This is a genomic window from Paraburkholderia sp. UCT31, assembly GCF_014397655.1.
In the GTDB taxonomy this organism is placed as follows: domain Bacteria; phylum Pseudomonadota; class Gammaproteobacteria; order Burkholderiales; family Burkholderiaceae; genus Paraburkholderia; species Paraburkholderia tuberum.
This window is the reverse complement of sequence record NZ_VZQP01000021.1, coordinates 112,876-132,990: the sequence shown is the minus strand read 5'-3', so window position 1 is coordinate 132,990 and position 20,115 is coordinate 112,876. Positions and strand designations below refer to the sequence as shown.

19 protein-coding genes are annotated in these 20,115 nt (G+C 63.3%); 16 read left to right on the top strand and 3 right to left on the bottom strand.

Annotation, left to right across the window (positions count from 1 at the left end):
• From F6X40_RS19515 to F6X40_RS19505, 3 genes are all read right to left on the bottom strand, one after another.
• Nucleotides 1-331, bottom strand: a 331-nt coding sequence (locus tag F6X40_RS19515; protein WP_316251818.1) for a citrate/2-methylcitrate synthase, incomplete at its 3' end; no start/stop codon positions are given.
• Between the two features lie 69 nt (nt 332-400).
• Nucleotides 401-1,402: an HpcH/HpaI aldolase/citrate lyase family protein gene (locus tag F6X40_RS19510; protein WP_187628895.1), complete on the bottom strand. Its 1,002-nt coding sequence runs from the start codon at nt 1,400-1,402 to the stop codon at nt 401-403.
• Nucleotides 1,403-1,593: 191 nt separating this feature from the next.
• Complete coding sequence (locus F6X40_RS19505; protein WP_090808272.1) at nt 1,594-2,577, bottom strand: malate dehydrogenase; 984 nt, start codon at nt 2,575-2,577, stop codon at nt 1,594-1,596.
• 539 nt (nt 2,578-3,116) lie between these two features.
• Here F6X40_RS19505 and F6X40_RS19500 point away from each other — a divergent pair.
• From F6X40_RS19500 to trpB, 16 genes are all read left to right on the top strand, one after another.
• Nucleotides 3,117-3,917, top strand: a complete 801-nt coding sequence (locus F6X40_RS19500; protein ID WP_184038002.1) for a GntR family transcriptional regulator — start codon at nt 3,117-3,119, stop codon at nt 3,915-3,917.
• A gap of 158 nt (nt 3,918-4,075) precedes the next feature.
• Entirely contained in the window at nt 4,076-4,492 is a 417-nt protein-coding gene (gene sdhC / locus F6X40_RS19495; protein WP_184038005.1) for a succinate dehydrogenase, cytochrome b556 subunit, read from the top strand.
• Between the two features lie 3 nt (nt 4,493-4,495).
• Nucleotides 4,496-4,864, top strand: a complete 369-nt coding sequence (gene sdhD / locus F6X40_RS19490; protein ID WP_184038008.1) for a succinate dehydrogenase, hydrophobic membrane anchor protein — start codon at nt 4,496-4,498, stop codon at nt 4,862-4,864.
• A gap of 4 nt (nt 4,865-4,868) precedes the next feature.
• Nucleotides 4,869-6,644 (top strand): succinate dehydrogenase flavoprotein subunit, encoded by a 1,776-nt coding sequence (gene sdhA / locus F6X40_RS19485; RefSeq protein WP_184073129.1) that lies wholly within the window; start codon nt 4,869-4,871, stop codon nt 6,642-6,644.
• Nucleotides 6,645-6,670: 26 nt separating this feature from the next.
• Nucleotides 6,671-7,375 carry a succinate dehydrogenase iron-sulfur subunit gene (locus tag F6X40_RS19480; RefSeq protein ID WP_090808286.1) on the top strand — a complete coding sequence of 235 codons (705 nt, stop codon included), beginning with the start codon at nt 6,671-6,673 and terminating at the stop codon, nt 7,373-7,375.
• An 84-nt stretch (nt 7,376-7,459) separates the two neighbouring features.
• Nucleotides 7,460-7,732 (top strand): succinate dehydrogenase assembly factor 2, encoded by a 273-nt coding sequence (locus F6X40_RS19475; protein ID WP_187628894.1) that lies wholly within the window; start codon nt 7,460-7,462, stop codon nt 7,730-7,732.
• Between the two features lie 72 nt (nt 7,733-7,804).
• Complete coding sequence (gene gltA, locus F6X40_RS19470; protein WP_187628893.1) at nt 7,805-9,106, top strand: citrate synthase; 1,302 nt, start codon at nt 7,805-7,807, stop codon at nt 9,104-9,106.
• A gap of 326 nt (nt 9,107-9,432) precedes the next feature.
• Nucleotides 9,433-10,842 carry a 3-isopropylmalate dehydratase large subunit gene (leuC, locus tag F6X40_RS19465; protein ID WP_184036019.1) on the top strand — a complete coding sequence of 470 codons (1,410 nt, stop codon included), beginning with the start codon at nt 9,433-9,435 and terminating at the stop codon, nt 10,840-10,842.
• Between the two features lie 5 nt (nt 10,843-10,847).
• Nucleotides 10,848-11,006 (top strand): entericidin A/B family lipoprotein, encoded by a 159-nt coding sequence (locus F6X40_RS19460; protein ID WP_018424119.1) that lies wholly within the window; start codon nt 10,848-10,850, stop codon nt 11,004-11,006.
• 84 nt (nt 11,007-11,090) lie between these two features.
• Nucleotides 11,091-11,744: a 3-isopropylmalate dehydratase small subunit gene (gene leuD, locus F6X40_RS19455; protein ID WP_187628892.1), complete on the top strand. Its 654-nt coding sequence runs from the start codon at nt 11,091-11,093 to the stop codon at nt 11,742-11,744.
• A gap of 90 nt (nt 11,745-11,834) precedes the next feature.
• Nucleotides 11,835-12,902 carry a 3-isopropylmalate dehydrogenase gene (gene leuB, locus F6X40_RS19450; protein ID WP_187628891.1) on the top strand — a complete coding sequence of 356 codons (1,068 nt, stop codon included), beginning with the start codon at nt 11,835-11,837 and terminating at the stop codon, nt 12,900-12,902.
• A 360-nt stretch (nt 12,903-13,262) separates the two neighbouring features.
• Nucleotides 13,263-14,384, top strand: a complete 1,122-nt coding sequence (gene asd, locus F6X40_RS19445; protein ID WP_184036025.1) for an aspartate-semialdehyde dehydrogenase — start codon at nt 13,263-13,265, stop codon at nt 14,382-14,384.
• Between the two features lie 139 nt (nt 14,385-14,523).
• Complete coding sequence (locus F6X40_RS19440) at nt 14,524-17,337, top strand: FimV/HubP family polar landmark protein (RefSeq protein ID WP_262421483.1); 2,814 nt, start codon at nt 14,524-14,526, stop codon at nt 17,335-17,337.
• The gene (gene truA, locus F6X40_RS19435) at nt 17,334-18,146 is read left to right on the top strand and encodes a tRNA pseudouridine(38-40) synthase TruA (protein WP_187628890.1); all 813 of its coding nucleotides are present in this window, start codon (nt 17,334-17,336) and stop codon (nt 18,144-18,146) included. Before F6X40_RS19440 ends, truA begins: the two co-directional genes overlap by 4 nt.
• Nucleotides 18,143-18,853, top strand: a complete 711-nt coding sequence (locus tag F6X40_RS19430) for a phosphoribosylanthranilate isomerase (protein ID WP_187628889.1) — start codon at nt 18,143-18,145, stop codon at nt 18,851-18,853. The genes truA and F6X40_RS19430 overlap by 4 nt, the downstream gene beginning before the upstream one ends.
• A gap of 60 nt (nt 18,854-18,913) precedes the next feature.
• Nucleotides 18,914-20,107 (top strand): tryptophan synthase subunit beta, encoded by a 1,194-nt coding sequence (gene trpB / locus F6X40_RS19425; RefSeq protein WP_187628888.1) that lies wholly within the window; start codon nt 18,914-18,916, stop codon nt 20,105-20,107.
• Nucleotides 20,108-20,115: the final 8 nt, after the last annotated feature.

Genomic DNA, 20,115 nt, shown 5'->3' with positions numbered 1-20,115 from the left:
GCGCGGCGGCCGGAATCCATTCGAGTGCGGCTTTTACGTTGGCCGGCAGGCCGCGCATCGACTTCAGCCTGGTCTTGTACGCGGTCAGTTCGGCCTGGGTCGGCAGCTTGCCGTGGACCAGCAGATAAGCGATCTCCTCGAATTCGCACGCCTCGGCGATGTCGAGAATGTCATAGCCGCGATAGTGCAGATCGTTGCCGGTCTTGCCGACCGTGCACAGCGCGGTATTACCCGCGGTCACGCCCGACAGCGCGACGGATTTTTTTGGCTTGAAGCCGCTTTGCGTTTCGTTGCCGCCTGTTGCGCCAGCGGCTTGCGTCGTCTCGCTCATGTTCCGCCTTCTCCTGTGTGCCGGCTCATCGCTGCCGTTTGAAAAACGCGTCGCTTATGCCACCGAGTGTCAGTTGGCGCCCACTTGCGCAAAAAGCGGCGCCGCTTCTTGTGGAACAGCGCGGCCGGTGGTTTGCGCGCGGCGCAGCACCGACCAGTAATAGCAGTAGCTCGCACGGTCGTGCAGCGTATCGCCGTGACGCGTCGGGCCCCAATGCGCGGACTGCGCGGCCAGCAGGATTTCGGTGGCCGTCGCGATTTCTTCGTCGCGCGGCGCGAACGCGGCGACGATCGCCTCGATCTGCGCGGGGTGGATGCTCCACATGCGCGTGTAGCCGAACTCGTTGCGGGCGCGCTGTGCGTCGTTCGCGACCACGCTCATGTCGCGCACCTCGGTGCTGACGTTGTGCGACGGCACCTTGCCGAACGCATGGCAGGCCGCCGAAATCTCGAGCTTCGCGCGCCGCACGAGCGGATGATCGAATTGGCCCGGCGAGCGCATCGCGGTATCGGGGATCGCGCCGTCGTGCGCGGAGACGAAGTCCATCAGGCCGAAGCTCAGCGCCTCGACGCCCGGCAGCGCGGCGAGTTCGAACACACGTGTAAGCGCGCCGTGGGTTTCGACCAGCAACTGCACCGGCACCGGCTGCGCGAGGCCGAGCTCGCGCCGCGTCGCCTCGATGAACGCGATCATTTCGGCGGCATCGTGAACATTGCGGATTTTCGGCAGCGTGATGTAAGCGGGTGCTCGCTTTGCGGCGCGCAGAATGAGGCGTACGTCGTCGCGCCAGTGCGCGTGAGCGAAGTCGTGGATGCGCACGCCGACGCGGCCGAAGCGGTCATGCTCGGTGCCCAGTAGCGATGCGACCAGTTCCGCGTGCTCGGCCTCGCGGCCGACCTGCGCGCCGTCTTCGCAATCGAGCGTGATATCGAACACGGGGCCGAGTTGCTGCTGTAACGCGAGCGACTTCAGCATCAGCTTTTCGCTGCCCGCGTAGTGATCGCAGGCAGGCAGCACAGCGGGCGGCGCTTCGCCCTCAAACAGCACTTCGGCGGGTGTGAGAACGCGCATCTTCGGCGTGTGGGGCGTGGTGAAAATTAAGGATGTCGGATTCGGGCGTGCTCTGCGCGAGTGCCGTCGGGCAACGGCAAAGCACGTTCGAATCAGAGGCGAATGGCGATGATCGCACGGCCATTCACACGAAAAAAACCGGAACCCGCCGCGCTGACGCTTCGGAGTTCCGGTTCATCGGCATCAGATGCTTAGCCGAGCAGGTGCTGAACGCCGTCGCGCTCTTCCAGCAGTTCCTGCAGCGTGCCGTCCATCTTTTCGCGCGAGAACGCGTCGATTGCCAGACCTTCGACGCGCTTGTACTCGCCGTTTTCGCAGGTCACGGGCACGCCGTAGATGATGTCTTCAGGGATGCCGTACGAGCCGTCCGACGGGATGCCCATCGTGACCCACTTGCCGTTCGTGCCGAGCACCCAGTCACGCACGTGGTCGATCGCAGCGTTAGCCGCCGATGCCGCCGACGACAGGCCGCGCGCTTCGATGATCGCCGCGCCGCGCTTGCCGACGGTCGGGATGAACGTGTTGCGGTTCCATTCTTCGTCGTTGATCAGCTTGGTCAGGTCCTGACCTTCAGCCGTTGCAACGCGGAAGTCGGGGTACATGGTCGGCGAGTGGTTGCCCCACACTGCGAGCTTTTCGATCGACGCGACCGGCTTGCCCGACTTGGCGGCCAGTTGCGACAGCGCGCGATTGTGGTCCAGACGGAGCATCGCGGTGAAGTTCTTCTTCGGCAGATCCGGCGCCGACTTCATGGCGATGTATGCGTTCGTGTTGGCCGGGTTGCCGACCACCAGAACCTTCACGTCGCGGCTGGCGACGTCGTTCAGCGCCTTGCCCTGAACCGTGAAGATTTCGGCGTTGGCCGACAGCAGATCCTTGCGCTCCATACCCTTCGAACGCGGACGCGCGCCGACCAGCAGGGCAATGTCGGCGTCCTTGAACGCGACCTTCGGGTCGTCCGTGATCACGACGCCCGACAGCAGCGGGAATGCGCAATCATCCAGTTCCATCACGACGCCTTTGACGGCGGCTTGCGCTTGCGGCAGATCGAGCAGTTGCAGGATCACCGGCTGGTCCTTGCCGAGCAGGTCGCCATTGGCGATGCGGAATAGCAGGGAGTAAGCGATTTGACCTGCGGCGCCGGTGACGGCAACGCGCTTTGCGGGCTTAGCCATTGAGAAATCTCCAGGACGATGCGTTAGACGCTAGGGAAAACGCCATTCTATATGCGCGTTCAGCGAAGCGTGATGAAACACGGCGGAATTCACTGTTCGCGTGCGGGCTCGGAATTGGCGAGACCGGGCGGCGCGTTACGGCAAGACCGCCGTGCCGGAAAGCTGTACTGCGGAGCGGGACGGGATGGCCCAGGGCCTACGCCGGGCCGGGGCCGCAACCGCACGGTGCGGGCTCCTGCAAACAGCGCGTTTCGGCAAGCGTCGGGCCAGCGGGTGCAACACGGAGACAGCGCGCGAATGCACCGGATGGCGGCGAATCGAAACCTGGACTGCGTAGGGGACGGCATGGTGCAGAGTGGCTGCCGGAGCGTCGCGGCGCTGCATCAAACAGCCGCCGCCAAATCCCGCAAACCCTTGCTCGACAAGGAGTGTAGGAGTCGAAACAGACAAAGTCAACAGTATCTTATGTCTTATATAAGACACATCTATCGCGGGGAAAACCCTAGACGTGTCCCAGCCCTTTATGATGAAATGCGCGCATGAATTCGAACCCGGCGAATCCTGTGAATCCGAATGGCCAAGGGGCCGCCGGCGAAGGCGTATCCGCTGTTTCCGCTGCCGCTTCGCCTACCTTCAGCCCCTTATATCAGCAGATCAAGGGCTTGATTACGCAGAGCCTCGAAAGCGGCGAATGGAAGCCGGGCGAGATCATTCCTAGTGAAGTCGAACTGGCCGCGCGTTTCAAGGTGAGTCAGGGTACGGTGCGCAAGGCGATCGACGAACTCGCCGCCGACAACCTGCTGGTGCGCCGCCAGGGCAAGGGCACATTCGTTGCAACGCACAACGAAGAGCGCGCGCAGTTCCGTTTCCTGAGATTGCTCGCCGACGACGGCGCCGAGCATCCGCACGTGAGCCGTCTGCTCGAATGCCGGCGGCTGCGCGCATCGGCGGAAATCGCGCGGCAGCTCGATCTGAAGCCGGCCGATCCGGTCGTGCTGATCAAGCGTTTGCTGCAGTTCGACGGCGAAGTCACCGTGCTCGACGAAATCTGGCTGCCCGGCGTCGTGTTCCGCGGGCTCACGCTCGAGCGGCTGTCGGAGTACAAGGGTCCCCTCTACGCGATGTTCGAGACGGAATTCGGTACCCGCATGATTCGCGCGACGGAAAAAATCCGCGCGGTCGCGGCGGAGCCTTCCGTGGCGGACCTGCTGCATGTGCCGGCGGGTTTTCCGTTGCTGTCGGTCGAGCGCGTGTCCTATACCTATGGGGACCGGCCGGTCGAAGTCCGGCGAGGTTGGTATGTCACAACCGGGTATTACTATCAGAACGATCTGAGCTGAATCGGGCTGAAACGAGGCGCGGCGTCCCACACGCGCGCCAATCGGAAGGCGCTTTCATTGCGCGCGCAGCAAAGGACCTAGCGTGGTTTTCGCTGCAGCGCGATATAAAAAGGCGCTAAAATTGCGGATTAGTGTGACTACATAGTAAGGGGTCTAGCATGGCAGAAGCCGTAAAAAAACCGAGGCCGGAATTCCGGAACATCGGTATTGGGCAAATACTGACGGCATACCGTTTCCCGCTGGCGGCGGGCGTGTCGATTCTGCATCGCGTGAGCGGTGCCTTGTTGTTTCTCTTCCTTCCGTTCCTGCTGTTCCTCTTCGATCAGAGCCTGACTTCCGAACTGAGCTTCGAAGTATTCAAAGGCTTCCTCTCCAACATCATCGTCAAGCTGATCACGCTGGTTCTCGCGTGGGCCTTCCTGTTCCACTTCTGCGCCGGCATCCGTCACCTCGTGATGGATACGAATCATGATGCCGTGTCGAAAGAGAAGGGCAAATCGACCTCCATCGTGGTGATCGTCGTGTCGTCGCTGCTTACCATCGCATTCGCGGCAAAACTGTTCGGAGCATTCTAAAAAATGTCAGCCAATAACCGAATCGGTTCGAAGCGTCTCGTCGTCGGCGCGCATTACGGTCTGCGCGACTGGCTCGCGCAACGCGTCACCGCCTGCGTGATGGCGGTGTACACGGTGATTCTGCTCGCGTGGTTCTTCCTCGCGCGCGACTTTTCGTACGACGGCTGGGCGTCGATCTTCGCGACGCAGTGGATGAAGCTCGCCACGTTCGTCACGCTTCTCTCGCTGTTCTACCACGCGTGGGTTGGTATCCGTGACATCTGGATGGATTACGTGAAGCCCGTTGGCACGCGTCTCGTCCTCCAGGTGCTGACGATCCTCTGGCTGCTCGCATGTGCGGGCTACGCTGCGCAGATTCTCTGGAGAGTATAAAAGCATGGTTGCAATCAAGAATTCTCTGCCGCGTCGCCGCTTCGACGTCGTCATCGTCGGCGCGGGCGGCTCGGGGATGCGCGCGTCGCTGCAACTCGCGCGTGCCGGTCTGTCGGTCTGCGTGCTGTCCAAGGTGTTCCCGACGCGTTCGCACACGGTCGCGGCCCAGGGCGGCATCGGCGCTTCGCTCGGCAACATGAGCGAAGACAACTGGCACTACCACTTCTACGACACGATCAAGGGCTCCGACTGGCTCGGCGACCAGGACGCGATCGAGTTCATGTGCCGTGAAGCACCGAACGCCGTCTACGAACTCGAACACTTCGGCATGCCGTTCGACCGTAACGCGGACGGCACGATCTATCAGCGCCCGTTCGGCGGCCACACCGCGAATTACGGCGAAAAGCCGGTGCAACGCGCCTGCGCGGCGGCTGACCGTACCGGTCACGCGCTGCTGCACACGCTGTACCAGCAGAACGTTGCTGCCAAGACGCAATTCTTCGTCGAATGGATGGCGCTGGACCTGATCCGCGACGCCGACGGCGACGTGCTCGGCGTGAGCGCGCTGGAAATGGAAACCGGCGACGTCTACATCCTCGAAGGCAAGACCACGCTGTTCGCCACGGGCGGCGCGGGCCGGATCTTCGCGGCATCGACCAACGCGTTCATCAACACCGGTGACGGCCTCGGCATGGCGGCCCGTTCGGGCATCGCGCTGCAGGACATGGAATTCTGGCAATTCCACCCGACCGGCGTGGCCGGCGCGGGCGTGCTGATCACCGAAGGCGTGCGCGGCGAAGGCGGTATTCTGCGTAACTCGAACGGCGAACGCTTCATGGAGCGCTACGCGCCGACGCTGAAGGATCTGGCGCCGCGCGACTTCGTTTCGCGTTCGATGGACCAGGAAATCAAGGAAGGCCGCGGCGTCGGTCCGAACAAGGATCACGTGCTGCTCGACCTGTCGCACATCGGCGCCGAGACGATCATGAAGCGTCTGCCGTCGATCCGCGAAATCGCGCTGAAGTTCGCGAACGTCGACTGCATCAAGGAGCCGATCCCGGTCGTGCCGACCATCCACTACCAGATGGGCGGTATTCCGACGAACATCAACGGCCAGGTCGTCGGGACGCCGCGCGGCCCCGAAGAAGTCGTCAACGGTTTCTACGCAGTGGGCGAATGCTCGTGCGTGTCGGTGCATGGCGCGAACCGTCTCGGCACGAACTCGCTGCTCGACCTCGTGGTGTTCGGCCGCGCTGCCGGCAACCACATCGTCAAGCACGTGAAGGAACTGAAGGAACACAAGCCGCTGCCGGCCGATGCAGCCGACTTCGCGCTGTCGCGTCTGGCGAAGCTGGACAACTCGTCGTCGGGCGAGTACGCGCAGTCGGTCGCGAACGACATCCGCGGCACGATGCAGAAGCACGCTGGTGTGTTCCGTACCTCGGCTCTGCTGTCCGAAGGCGTCGAGGCCATCCGTGAAGTGGCGGCACGCGTCGACAACATCCATCTGAAGGACAAGTCGAAGGTGTTCAACACGGCTCGCATCGAAGCGCTCGAAGTGGCGAACCTGATCGAAGTGGCACGCGCCACGATGGTCTCCGCCGAAGCGCGCAAGGAAAGCCGCGGCGCGCACGCGCAGAACGACTTCGAACATCGCGACGACGAAAACTGGCTGCGCCATACGTTGTGGTTCAGCGAAGGCGATCGCCTCGACTACAAGCCGGTTCACATGAAGCCGCTGACCGTCGAATCGGTTCCGCCGAAAGCGCGTACCTTCTAAGGCACAAGTCAAAGGAATTCAGAGAAATGGCCAAGCGTACATTTGAAATTTACCGCTACGATCCGGACAAGGACGCCGCTCCGCGCATGCAGACGTACGAGATCGAAATCGACTCGCACGAACGCATGCTGCTCGACGCGCTCATCAAGCTGAAGGCGCTCGACGAAACCCTGTCGTTCCGTCGCTCGTGCCGCGAAGGCGTGTGCGGTTCGGACGCAATGAATATCAACGGCAAGAACGGCCTCGCGTGCCTGACGAACCTGAACGACCTGCCGCAGAAGATCGTGCTGCGTCCGCTGCCGGGCCTGCCCGTCGTGCGCGACCTGATCTGCGACTTCACGCAGTTCTTCAACCAGTATCACTCGATCAAGCCGTACCTGATCAACGATACGCCGCCGCCGGAAAAGGAACGTCTGCAGTCGCCGGAAGAACGCGACGAGCTCGACGGCCTGTACGAATGTATTCTGTGCGCGAGCTGCTCGACGTCGTGCCCGAGCTTCTGGTGGAATCCGGACAAGTTCGTCGGCCCGGCTGGTCTGCTGCAAGCCTACCGCTTCATCGCGGATAGCCGCGACGAGGCAACCGGCGAGCGCCTCGACAACCTGGAAGATCCGTACCGTCTGTTCCGTTGCCACACGATCATGAACTGTGTCGACGTTTGCCCGAAGGGCCTTAACCCGACCAAGGCAATCGGCAAGATCAAGGAATTGATGGTTCGCCGCGCTGTCTAGTATCAATGAGCTCCGCGCTCCCTGGCGCGCGCTGCCCCCGAGGGGGCGGTCAGTGCGCCCGGGCGCGGCGTGGGGTGTACCGACATGACCGAAACATCGCATCAGTCCGACCCTCTCCGCCGCGCGCGTCTTCGCTGGCGCGCACGGCGGGGCCTGCTGGAAAACGACCTGATTTTCGAGCGTTTTTTCAGCCGATATGAGCATGACCTCAGCGATGCCGACGTGGGCGCACTCACGCGCCTGCTCGAGCTGAGCGATAACGACCTGATGGACTTGCTGCTCGCGCGCAAGGAACCAGAAGGCGATCTGGCCGACCCGGACGTGGTCCGGGTTCTGGAGTTGCTGCGCAACGTTTGAGCGCCGCCAGTCCGTTGTTCCAGGCGTGCAATTATCGAAACCCTGTATCCATACTTCGATTGAGGATGTGCTATGACCCCGTCAGATGTTAAAGCCACGCTATCGTTCAGCGACAATTCGCCGAGCGTCGAAATGCCGATTTACAAGGGCACGATTGGCCCGGATGTGATCGACATTCGCAAACTGTACGGCCAGACCGGCAAATTCACGTACGACCCGGGCTTCATGTCGACGGCGGCGTGCAATTCGGCGATTACCTACATCGACGGCGACAAGGGCGAACTGCTCTACCGCGGCTACCCGATCGACAACCTCGCGCAAAACGCCGACTTCCTCGAAACCTGCTACCTGCTGCTGAACGGCGAGCTGCCGAACCAGAAGCAGAAGGTCGAATTCGTCGGCACCGTCACGAAGCACACGATGGTGCACGAGCAGATGCAGTTCTTCTTCCGCGGCTTCCGCCGCGACGCGCACCCGATGGCAATTCTGGTCGCCGCGGTCGGCGCGCTGTCCGCGTTCTATCACGACTCGCTCGACATCAATAACCCGCGTCACCGCGAAGTGTCGGCGATCCGTATGATCGCGAAGCTGCCCACGCTGGTCGCGATGGCGTACAAGTACAGCATCGGCCAGCCGTTCGTGTATCCGAAGAACGACCTGTCGTACAGCGCGAACTTCATGCGCATGATGTTCTCGAACCCGTGCGAAGAGTACGAGGTCAACGACGTGCTGGTGCGCGCGCTCGACCGTATCCTGATCCTGCACGCTGACCACGAGCAGAATGCATCAACCTCGACCGTGCGGCTCGCCGGTTCGTCGGGCGCGAATCCGTTCGCGTGTATCGCGGCGGGTATCGCGTGTCTGTGGGGCCCGGCGCACGGCGGCGCGAACGAAGCCGCGCTGACCATGCTGGAAGAAATCGGCTCGGTCGACAACATTCCTGAGTTCATCAAGCAGGTGAAGGACAAGAACTCGGGCGTGAAGCTGATGGGCTTCGGCCACCGCGTGTACAAGAACTACGACCCGCGCGCGAAGCTGATGCGCGAGACCTGCTACGAAGTGCTCGAAGAGCTGGGCCTGCACGACGATCCGCTGTTCAAGCTCGCGATGGAACTCGAAAAGATCGCGCTCGAAGACGAATACTTCGTGTCGCGCAAGCTGTACCCGAACGTCGACTTCTACTCGGGCATCGTGCAGCGCGCGCTGGGCATTCCGACGTCGATGTTCACGTGTATCTTCGCGATGGCGCGTACGGTCGGCTGGATCGCGCAGTGGAACGAAATGATCGCCGATCCCGAGCAGAAGATTGGCCGTCCGCGTCAGTTGTTCATCGGCGAGACGCTGCGTGAAGCGAAGCCGATCACACAGCGCTGATCGCTGATCGCTGATCGACCTCGATACGCGCGCTTCGCAGCGGCATTCGTGCCGTGCAAAAGCGCGAAATCCGAGTGAAGAAAACGCCTCGACGGGTCTACCGTCGGGGCGTTTTCCGTTTCGGCGGCAGCCACGCGTCGCGCATGCGGCGCATTGGCGTCGCTGGGGCCAACGCTTGCCGGGTAACGACGATACAGGTATTGCCACTACCAGCCAACTCCATGTTTTTTATCGGTTTTTTCGTCGGCTGAGCAGCCCATCGCGGTGCGCAGCGTGGCATAATCAATCGACACAGTCAGCCCGCAGTCATTACTACCCCGCATACCATGGCACAGACTCTCTACGACAAATTGTGGAACACGCACGTGGTCCACACGGAAGACGACGGCACCACGATTCTCTACATCGACCGTCACCTGCTGCATGAAGTGACCAGCCCGCAGGCGTTCGAAGGCCTGAAGATGGCCGAGCGTCCGGTGTGGCGCATCAGCGCGAACCTGGCCGTGTCCGACCACAACGTGCCGACCACGGACCGCAGCCACGGCATCGCCGATCCGGTGTCGAAGCTGCAGGTCGACACGCTCGACGCCAACTGCGACGCCTTCGGCATCACACAGTTCAAGATGAACGACCTGCGTCAGGGCATCGTTCACATCATCGGGCCGGAACAGGGCGCCACGCTGCCGGGTATGACGATCGTCTGCGGCGACTCGCACACGTCCACGCACGGCGCGTTCGGCGCGCTCGCGCACGGCATCGGCACGTCGGAAGTCGAGCACGTGCTGGCCACGCAAACGCTGCTGCAGAAGAAGAGCAAGAACATGCTCGTGAAGGTCGAGGGCCAATTGCCGCGCGGCTGTACCGCGAAGGACATCGTGCTCGCGATCATCGGCAAGATCGGCACCGCGGGCGGCACCGGCTACGCGATCGAATTCGGCGGCTCGACGATCCGGTCGCTGACAATGGAAGGCCGCATGACGGTCTGCAACATGGCGATCGAAGCGGGCGCGCGCGCCGGCATGGTCGCCGTCGACGACACCACGGTCGAATACCTGAAAGGCCGTCCGTTCTCGCCGCAGGGCGTCGAGTGGGATCACGCGGTCGAGTACTGGAAGCAGTTCAAGTCGGACGACGGAGCGCATTTCGATCGCGTGGTCGAGTTGAACGCCGCCGAAATCGTGCCGCAGGTCACCTGGGGCACGTCGCCGGAAATGGTCACGCCGATCGACGGCCGCGTGCCGGATCCGGAGCGCGAAAAGGACCCGGTCAAGCGCGACGCGATGGAGCGCGCGCTCAAGTACATGGCGCTCGAGCCGAACGCGCCGATCGAGTCGATCAAGCCGGATAAAATCTTCATCGGGTCGTGCACCAACGCGCGCATCGAAGACATTCGCGCCGCGGCTTACGTCGTGAAGAAGCTCGGCCGTCGCGTCGCGCCGAACATCCGTCTGGCGATGGTCGTGCCGGGTTCGGGTCTCGTGAAGGCGCAGGCGGAGCGTGAAGGCCTCGACAAGGTCTTTACCGAGGCCGGTTTCGAATGGCGCGAGCCGGGCTGCTCGATGTGTCTGGCAATGAACGCCGACCGGCTCGAGCCGGGCGAGCGTTGTGCATCCACGTCGAACCGCAATTTCGAAGGTCGTCAGGGCGCTGGTGGCCGCACGCACCTGGTGAGCCCCGCAATGGCCGCGGCTGCGGCCATCGAAGGGCATTTCGTCGACATTCGCAAGCTCGGATAAACCGCATGATGAAGAACATGAATCGCATCACTCTATTGCGCCGCTTCGCACTCGGCACGTTCGCCGGGCTCCTGCTCGGTCTTGCCGGCTGCAACACGGTGCACGGATTCGGCCAGGACATGTCGCACCTCGGCAATTCGATCAGCAATCACGCTGAGAAATAAGCGGTTTTTGATTTTTGCCGGCGATACGGCGCGGGGGTTCCAGCCGCCAGTCGCATCGCCCGGTCCTGAACAGGCGCAAGCGTCATGGATAATTTCATCGTACACACCGGCGTCGTGGCGCCGCTCGATCGCGAGAACGTCGACACGGACGCGATCATTCCGAAGCAGTTCCTGAAGTCGATCAAGCGCACGGGTTTCGGTCCGAATGCGTTCGACGAATGGCGCTACCTCGACCACGGCGAACCGGGCCAAGACAACTCGAAGCGTCCGCTGAACCCGGATTTCGTGCTGAATCAGCCGCGCTACCACGGCGCCTCGGTGCTGCTCGCGCGCAAGAATTTTGGCTGCGGCAGCTCGCGCGAACACGCGCCTTGGGCGTTGCAGCAATACGGCTTTCGCGCGCTGATCGCGCCGAGCTTCGCGGACATCTTCTACAACAACTGCTTCAAGAACGGCGTGCTGCCGATCGTGCTGACCGAACAGCAGGTCGATCATCTGTTCAACGAGACGTATGCGTTCAACGGCTTCGAGCTGACGATCGACCTCGAAGCGCAAGTCGTGCGCACGGCCGACGGCGGCACCGAATATCCGTTCGAAGTCGCGGCGTTCCGCAAGTATTGTCTGCTGAACGGTTTCGACGACATCGGCCTCACGCTGCGTCACGCGGACAAGATCCGCCAATTCGAAGCTGAGCGTCTGGCGAAGCAACCGTGGCTGAACAATCGCCTCGTCCGTTAAGCGAAACCGTGAGGGCGTCAGGGGCGTGAAGTCCGCGCGCCAATGTCGGTTTGCGCCAGAAGATCCGAACAAAATCATCAAGGAATTCGCATGAAGATCGCAGTGTTGCCGGGCGACGGCATCGGTCCCGAAATCGTCAAGGAGGCCGTCAAGGTCCTGAACGTGCTCGGCGAGAAGTTCGAACTCGAAGAAGCGCCGGTCGGCGGCGCGGGCTACGAAGCGAAGGGCCACCCGCTGCCGGACTCGACGCTCGCGCTCGCGAAGGAAGCCGACGCGATCCTGTTCGGCGCGGTCGGCGACTGGAAGTACGACAAGCTCGAACGCGCGCTGCGCCCTGAGCAGGCGATTCTCGGTCTGCGCAAGCACCTGGAACTTTTCGCGAACTTCCGTCCGGCGATCTGCTACCCGCAACTGACGGGCGCGTCGTCGCTGAAGGAAGAGATCGTTTCGGGTCTCGACATCCTGATCGTGCGCGAACTGAACGGCGACATCTACTTCGGTGCGCCGCGCGGCGTGCGTACGTCGCCGGACGGCCTGTTCGCCGGCGCGAAGGAAGGCTTCGACACGATGCGCTATTCGGAACCCGAAGTGCGCCGCATCGCGCACGTCGCATTCCAGGCGGCGCAAAAGCGCGGCAAGAAGCTCACCTCGGTCGATAAAGCCAACGTGCTCGAAACGTCGCAGTTCTGGAAGGACGTGATGATCGACGTGTCGAAGGAATACGCGGACGTCGAACTGTCGCACATGTACGTCGACAACGCCGCGATGCAGCTCGTGAAGGCGCCGAAGTCGTTCGACGTGATCGTGACCGGCAACATGTTCGGCGACATCCTGTCCGACGAGGCGGCCATGCTGACCGGCTCGATCGGCATGCTGCCGTCGGCATCGCTCGACAAGAACAACAAGGGCTTGTACGAGCCGTCGCATGGCTCCGCGCCGGATATCGCCGGCAAGGGCGTTGCCAATCCGCTCGCCACGATCCTGTCGGCCGCGATGATGCTGCGCTATTCGCTGAACAAGGCGGAGCAGGCCGATCGCATCGAAACCGCGGTGAAGAAGGTGCTCGAACAGGACTATCGCACCGGCGACATTCTCACGCCGGGTTGCAAGCAGGTCGGCACCGCCGCGATGGGCGATGCCGTCGTGGCCGCGCTGTAAAACGCGTGCACCGCATGCGCTCGCAGAGCGAGGGCATGCGGTGGTCAGGTCAACAATACTGGCCTTTTAAAAACGCGAATCGGGCCTTTAAATAGGCCGATTTGCACGTCATACGGCGAAGAACGCCGCCAGTTTTCCGTTTTCGTGTATATTGTTGTGATGGCTCAGATCTCCCAAATCTCCTCGATTTCCAAAATGCACGGCACAACGGCCCGTGCGATCGAGTTCGCCATTACCATCAAAACCATTACCCCGAAAACGATCACGAAGCGCTGATCGTCCGTCGTGCCCGCCCATCTTCCCCGCGCGGTCACTGCGGGCAAAGACGCGGGGAAGTTTCCATTCGAAGGGTATGAAGTCATGAACGTAGGTCTCGTAGGTTGGCGCGGCATGGTCGGCAGCGTCCTGATGCAACGTATGCAGCAGGAAGGCGATTTCGACTTGATCGAACCGGTGTTTTTCAGCACCAGCAACGCGGGCGGCAACGCGCCTTCGTTCGCCAAAAACGAGACCAAGCTCAAAGATGCGACAAGCATCGACGACCTGAAGAAGTGCGACGCGATCATTTCCTGCCAGGGCGGCGACTACACGAACGAAGTGTTCCCGAAGCTGCGTGCGGCGGGCTGGAACGGCTACTGGATCGACGCGGCATCGTCGCTGCGCATGAAGGACGACGCGGTCATCATTCTCGACCCGGTCAACCTCGACGTGATCAAGAACGCGCTCGTCAAAGGCCAGAAGAATTTCATCGGCGGTAACTGCACGGTCAGCCTGATGCTGATGGCATTGGGCGGCCTGTTCCGCGAAAACCTCGTCGACTGGATGACGGCCATGACTTATCAGGCCGCATCCGGCGCGGGCGCGCAGAACATGCGCGAATTGCTGTCGCAAATGGGCACGCTGCACGGCGCGGTGAAGAACGAACTGGCAGACCCGGCTTCGGCGATTCTCGACATCGACCGCCGCGTGCTCGAAGCGATGAACAGCGACAGCATGCCGACCGACCACTTCGGCGTACCGCTCGCGGGCTCGCTGATTCCGTGGATCGACAAGGATCTCGGCAACGGCATGTCGAAGGAAGAGTGGAAGGGCGGCGCGGAAACCAACAAGATCCTCGGCAAGCCGGCCATGGGCACGCCGGGTTCGATTCCCGTCGATGGTCTGTGCGTGCGGATCGGCGCAATGCGCTGCCATTCGCAAGCGCTCACGATCAAGCTGACCAAGGACGTGCCGCTCGACGAAGTGAACAGCATCCTCGCGTCGGGCAACGACTGGGTCAAGGTTGTGCCGAACGAACGCGAAGCGTCGATGCGCGACCTGTCCCCGGCGGTTGTCACCGGTACGCTGACGGTGCCGGTCGGCCGCGTGCGCAAGCTCGCGATGGGAGGCGAGTATCTGTCGGCCTTCACGGTCGGCGATCAGCTGCTGTGGGGCGCGGCTGAACCGCTGCGTCGTATGCTTCGCATTGTGCTCGACAAGTAAAGTAAACTACGCGCTCACGACGCGTAGACAACTCAAGAAGCGTCGCGCTTGCGCGGCGCTTTTTTCATTGTGTGCTCCGATCATCTTGTCTCTTTCCACTCGCAAAAAAGGCTGCGCGCTGACGCGCCCAGGAGTCCCGATGAACTTTCGACGCTCCGCTCTTCGGGCTATGTCCATTCGTCACGAGAAGGTGCGATTCAGCAGCCGTCCGGCGGCGATGGCCGCTTGTGCCACTTTCGCCCTTGCGCTGCTCGGCGGTGGCGCGGGCAATGCGCTTGCCGCGCCGGCTAGTGCCGCGAGCGCGCCGGATGCCGCTTCCGCTGTCAGTTCCACTACCGCTGTCGTTGCTGTCGCTGCGGGCTCTCAGTACACCGTACACGCAGGGCAGTCGCTGAACGATGTCGCGATCGCTATTACGCAGTCGCATGACCGGGCGGTACTCGCGCGCGCTACGCACGCATTGTTCGACACGAATCCGGCCGCGTTCATGAATCACGATCCGAGCCGGATGCGTGTAGGAGCGGTGTTGATCGTGCCGGCGCTCGATGCGTCGGGGGCCTTGGCGGTTTCGTCGACTGGGGCCGCGGCAGGGGCGTCGGAGTCCACGGCGGCTGCGCCCGCTTCCGCGCCGACTGCCGCGCCGGCCGCGGCGGCTGCCGCCAGCACGGCGAGTGCAGTCGCGCAGGTCAACGCCGCCGCCGCGAGTGCGGCCAGCGCGGCGGCTCAAGCGACGACGCCAGCCGCATCCACGGTTTCCGGCGCGGCCAGTGCGGCGGTATCGACCGGCGCGGCGGCGGGCGGTGCGGTTTCGTCCGCGCCAGTGGCCGGTTCGGCGCCGGTGGCGACGAGTGGCACGCGGGAATGGGCCGGATCGACTCAACCGGCGGCGAGCGCGCCCGCCGGACAAGCGCCGTCGGCAGCGACCGCGACCGCGCAGGCGGCTTCGCAGCCGCATCCGCAGGTGTCGAGTCTGCAGCAATTGCTGGCGCTGAAAAACCGCGTGCTGATGGAGTTGCAGAAGCACGGTATCGGCGGGGCGCCCGTCGCTTCAGGCCCAACGCCGACGAGCGCTGCGCAGCCGGCACCGGCAGGTTCCGCGGCGACCGTGGCCGTGGCGCCGGAGCATGCAAATGTGACGACGTCGCCGTCGAATGAAGGCGGCATCTCTCAGCGCGATTTGAGCATCGCGGCGGCCGTGGGCGCGGCACTGATCGTTCTGCTCGCTGCTCTGCGCATGGGTCGCCGCAAGCGCGATAAAGAGGCCGCGGCACGGGCTGCCCATGCAACTGATGCAGAAATGGCGAGATCCGCGCGTGAGGCCGATTCGCGCAATGGCAGCGCGGCGGCGGGGCAGGCGGCGGTCACGGAAGGATCGGACGCGCAAGATCAAGAGGTTGCACGGCAGGCCGCAGCAGCAGAGCATGCGGCTGCGGAACGTGCGGCTGCGGAACGTGCGGCAGCCGAACAGGCAGCGGCAGAAAGCGCGGCTGCGGAGCGGGTAGCAGCGGAGCGCGCGGTGGCCGAGGAGGCGGCGGCCAAGCGCGCCGCAGCGGAACGTGCGGCTGCGGAACGTGCAGCAGCCGAGCAAGCCGCAGCAGAAAGCGCGGCAGCCGAACGTGCAGCAGTCGAGCAAGCCGCAGCGGAAAGTGCAGCAGCCGAACAGACGGCAGCGGAAAGTGCAGCAGCCGAACAGACGGCAGCGGAGCGAGCCGCAGCAGAGCGAGCAGCGGCCGGAGAACACGCCGCGGCGGAACGCGCAGCAGCGGAACAAGCAGCAGCCGAACAAGCAGCAGCCGAACAAGCAGCAGCCGAACAAGCAGCAGCCGAACAAGCAGCAGCCGAACAAGCAGCAGCCGAACAAGCAGCAGCACGCGTCGCCGCCGAACATGCGGAAGCGGAACGCATAGCAGCAGAACGCGGCGCATCCGAGCGCGCCGCAGAAGAACAGGCGGCACAGCAAGCAGGCACGCCCGAACCTACTGCACCAATGGCGCCACTCGCCAGCATCCCGCTACCCAGCCAAAGCGAACTGTCCAGCGAACCACCGGCGGTCGCACCCGCCCATGACGAGACGCTGCGCTCCGCCGCGACGGCCGCCAATCTCGCCGCCGCGGCAGAACTCGGCGCCGACGCGCTGCCGCTGGGACCGCTCGAACCGGTTGGCGCCGCGGCGCAGGACGAGAACGCGCATCGCCTGCAATGGGACGAGGAACCCACAGAAAGTCCGACCGCAGAGAAAACGACAGGCACGACGACAACCCCGAGCCCAAGCGCCGCGGAACCGCCCTCGACAGCGTCGCACACCGCGACGGCCGAACCGCAGTCCCCCTTGAACGTTCCACCCCCAGTAATCGATTTCACGCAACATCAGATCGAACCGCGCGCCACTACGTCGTTCGGTCAGCCGTTCAGCGACATCCCCGTGCCGACGGAACCCGCGCCGTCCGCACCGACCGAGTTCCCGCGCGACGCCGTCGACGCGTTCGGCAGCCTCAACATGCCGCTGCCGCCGCGCATCGACGTGCCCACCGTCGGCGAAGCGGAGCCTTCCACGTCGCTTTCGACGCAACCGGTCGCATCGCCCGACACGACCGCGCAGCAGGCCTTCGCCGTCCATGGCGCGGACGACGACGCCCCGCACATCGCCGACCAGATCGCCGCCGGCACAGCCGGCCACGGCGCCGTCGCGGGCCTCGGCGCGGCCGGCTTCGGCGCGCTGAAGCTCGACTTCGACCTCGAGTTGCCGCCGAGCCCGGCTCAGCCATCGCCGGCCTTCACACCGGCCGATCTCGGCCGCATCGCGCGCAACAAGCTGGAGTTGGCCTCCGAGTACATCGAGCTCGGCGATCTGGCGGGCGCCCGCGCGCTCATCAACGAAGTGATCGAAGCAAACGATCCAGCCACGCGCACCGAGGCCCGCGCGTTGCTTTCGACTCTCGCACCGCTGTCGTGAAGCGCATCGCATTAGGCGTGCAATACGACGGCGCCGCGTTCACTGGATGGCAGTCGCAGCCGCATGGCAACACGGTACAGGACGAGCTCGAACGGGCGCTGCGCGAATTCATGCGCACGCCCGTGCAGACGGTGGTCGCCGGCCGCACCGACCGCGGTGTGCATGGCTTGGGTCAGGTCGTGCATTTCGACACCGACCTCGATCGCCTCGACATCTCCTGGGTGCGCGGCCCGAACGCGTTTCTGCCGAAGACGATCGGCGTGCAATGGGCCAAGCCGATGCCCGACGATTTTCACGCGCGGTTTTCGGCATTCGAGCGGACCTATTACTACGTGCTGTACGTAAGTCCGGTTCGCTCGCCGATGCTCACGACGCGCGCCGGCTGGGTGCACACGCCACTCGACGTCGACGCGATGCGCTCGGCCGCCGGGCACCTGATCGGCGAGCATGACTTTTCGGCGTTTCGTTCGTCGCAATGCCAGTCGAAGACGCCGTTCAAGCACCTGTACCAGATCGACGTCAAACGACAGGGTAACTTCGTGCATTTCCGCTTCCGCGCGAACGCGTTCCTGCATCACATGGTGCGCAACGTGATGGGCTGTCTGATCGAAATCGGCAGCGGCCGCCGCCCGGCCGCGTGGATGGCCGACGTGCTCGCGAGCCGTAGCCGCGATTGCGCGGCGCCGACCTTCATGCCCGACGGCTTGTACCTCGCGCAAGTGGGCTATCCTGAGCAATTCGGCGTGCCCGACCCGGCGACGGGCAGCGTGCCGTGGAGCAGCGTATGGACCGAGCAACCGGAAACATGAAAGCAGCAGAGAACCCCGCCATTCAGACCAACGCCACCGCCTTGCAAGGCGTGCCACATCGCACGCGCATCAAGCTGTGCGGACTATCGAAACCCGTCGACATTGCACACGCGATCGACCTCGGCGCCGACGCGATCGGCCTCGTGTTCTATCCGCCGAGCCCGCGCTCGGTGAGCGTCGCGCAAGCGGTCGAACTCGTGCATGAGGTCCCGCCGTTCGTGTCGGTCGTCGGTCTGTTCGTCAACGCGACGCCGGAATGGGTTCACGAAGTCGCGAGCAACGTGAACCTGACGCTGTTGCAGTTCCACGGCGACGAGACGCCTGGGCAGTGCGAGGCGCTCGCCGGCGTTGCGGGTTTGCCTTGGTTGCGCGCGTTGCGTGTTGCGGCGGATACTCGAGCGGCCGATTTGGTAAAATCGGCATTCAACTATTCAGCAGCCAGTGGTCTTCTGTTCGACACCCATGTCGAAGGCTACGGCGGCGGTGGGAAGGTTTTCGATTGGTCACTTATTCCAGCAGAACTCGCGCATCGGGCCGTTTTGAGTGGTGGGTTGAACGCGCAAAACGTCAGTGATGCGATCCATCGCGTGCGCCCGTACGCGGTCGATGTCTCGAGCGGCATCGAAGTAGCGGGCGCCCGGGGCGTGAAGGATCACGCCCGGATGGCGGCGTTCGTACGCGCGGTGCGCGCTGCGGACGCTGAATGATTCAGGCTCGCGGGCGCTTTCCGATGAAAGCCGCGAGCCATCCTGAGAAGAGTGATCACCATGTACAACTTGCCTGACGAAAGAGGCCACTTCGGCCAATTTGGTGGTGTGTTCGTCGCCGAAACGCTGTTTTCCGCACTCGACGAGTTGCGTGAAGCGTACGAGAAATATCAGAAAGACCCGGAGTTCGTCGCCGAATACGAGCGCGAATTGAAGTATTTCGTCGGTCGCCCGTCCCCGATTTATCACGCCCAGCGCTGGAGCGAATTGCTCGGCGGCGCGCAGGTTTATCTGAAGCGTGAAGACCTGAATCACACGGGGGCGCACAAGATCAACAACGTGATCGGCCAGGCGCTGCTCGCCAAGCGCATGGGCAAGCCGCGCGTGATCGCGGAAACCGGCGCCGGTCAGCACGGCGTGGCCACGGCGACAATCTGCGCGCGCTTCGGTATGGAGTGCGTGGTCTACATGGGCGCCGAGGACGTGCGCCGCCAGGCCGCGAACGTTTATCGCATGAAACTGCTCGGCGCGACGGTCGTGCCGGTCGAATCGGGGTCGCGCACGCTGAAGGACGCGCTGAACGAAGCGATGCGCGACTGGGTCACCAACGTCGAAAACACGTTCTACATCATCGGCACGGTTGCGGGTCCGCATCCGTACCCGATGATGGTGCGCGACTTCCAGCGTGTGATCGGCGACGAATGCCGCGTGCAGATGCCAGAACTCGCTGGCCGTCAGCCGGACGCCGTCATCGCGTGTGTTGGCGGCGGTTCGAATGCGATGGGGATCTTTTACCCGTATATCGACGATAGTTCCGTGCAGTTGATCGGCGTCGAAGCGGCCGGCGACGGCCTCGAAACGGGTCGTCACGCGGCATCGCTGATCGGCGGTAGTCCCGGCGTGTTGCACGGTAACCGCACGTATCTGCTGCAAGACGAAGACGGCCAGATCATCGAGACGCATTCGGTGTCGGCAGGCCTCGACTACCCGGGCGTCGGCCCCGAGCACGCGTGGCTAAAAGAGAGCAATCGCGCTCAATACGTAGGCATCACCGACGAAGAAGCGCTGAAGGCGTTCCACGATTGCTGCCGCATCGAGGGCATTATTCCTGCGCTGGAGTCGAGCCACGCGCTCGCTTACACTACGAAACTCGCGCCGACCTTGTCGAAAGACAAGATTCTGCTGGTCAACCTGTCGGGCCGCGGCGACAAGGACATGCACACGGTCGCTGAGCGATCGGGTATCCAGTTCTGAGCCGCGAC

Bases quoted from the DNA above. Each gene is read 5' to 3' on its own strand.
- F6X40_RS19510 (WP_187628895.1), bottom strand. From the start codon at position 1,402: ATGCGCGTTCTCACACCCGCCGAAGTGCTGTTTGAGGGCGAAGCGCCG.
- F6X40_RS19505 (WP_090808272.1), bottom strand. From the start codon at position 2,577: ATGGCTAAGCCCGCAAAGCGCGTTGCCGTCACCGGCGCCGCAGGTCAA.
- F6X40_RS19500 (WP_184038002.1), top strand. From the start codon at position 3,117: ATGAATTCGAACCCGGCGAATCCTGTGAATCCGAATGGCCAAGGGGCC.
- sdhC (WP_184038005.1), top strand. From the start codon at position 4,076: ATGGCAGAAGCCGTAAAAAAACCGAGGCCGGAATTCCGGAACATCGGT.
- sdhD (WP_184038008.1), top strand. From the start codon at position 4,496: ATGTCAGCCAATAACCGAATCGGTTCGAAGCGTCTCGTCGTCGGCGCG.
- sdhA (WP_184073129.1), top strand. From the start codon at position 4,869: ATGGTTGCAATCAAGAATTCTCTGCCGCGTCGCCGCTTCGACGTCGTC.
- F6X40_RS19480 (WP_090808286.1), top strand. From the start codon at position 6,671: ATGGCCAAGCGTACATTTGAAATTTACCGCTACGATCCGGACAAGGAC.
- F6X40_RS19475 (WP_187628894.1), top strand. From the start codon at position 7,460: ATGACCGAAACATCGCATCAGTCCGACCCTCTCCGCCGCGCGCGTCTT.
- gltA (WP_187628893.1), top strand. From the start codon at position 7,805: ATGACCCCGTCAGATGTTAAAGCCACGCTATCGTTCAGCGACAATTCG.
- leuC (WP_184036019.1), top strand. From the start codon at position 9,433: ATGGCACAGACTCTCTACGACAAATTGTGGAACACGCACGTGGTCCAC.
- F6X40_RS19460 (WP_018424119.1), top strand. From the start codon at position 10,848: ATGATGAAGAACATGAATCGCATCACTCTATTGCGCCGCTTCGCACTC.
- leuD (WP_187628892.1), top strand. From the start codon at position 11,091: ATGGATAATTTCATCGTACACACCGGCGTCGTGGCGCCGCTCGATCGC.
- leuB (WP_187628891.1), top strand. From the start codon at position 11,835: ATGAAGATCGCAGTGTTGCCGGGCGACGGCATCGGTCCCGAAATCGTC.
- asd (WP_184036025.1), top strand. From the start codon at position 13,263: ATGAACGTAGGTCTCGTAGGTTGGCGCGGCATGGTCGGCAGCGTCCTG.
- F6X40_RS19440 (WP_262421483.1), top strand. From the start codon at position 14,524: ATGAACTTTCGACGCTCCGCTCTTCGGGCTATGTCCATTCGTCACGAG.
- F6X40_RS19430 (WP_187628889.1), top strand. From the start codon at position 18,143: ATGAAAGCAGCAGAGAACCCCGCCATTCAGACCAACGCCACCGCCTTG.
- trpB (WP_187628888.1), top strand. From the start codon at position 18,914: ATGTACAACTTGCCTGACGAAAGAGGCCACTTCGGCCAATTTGGTGGT.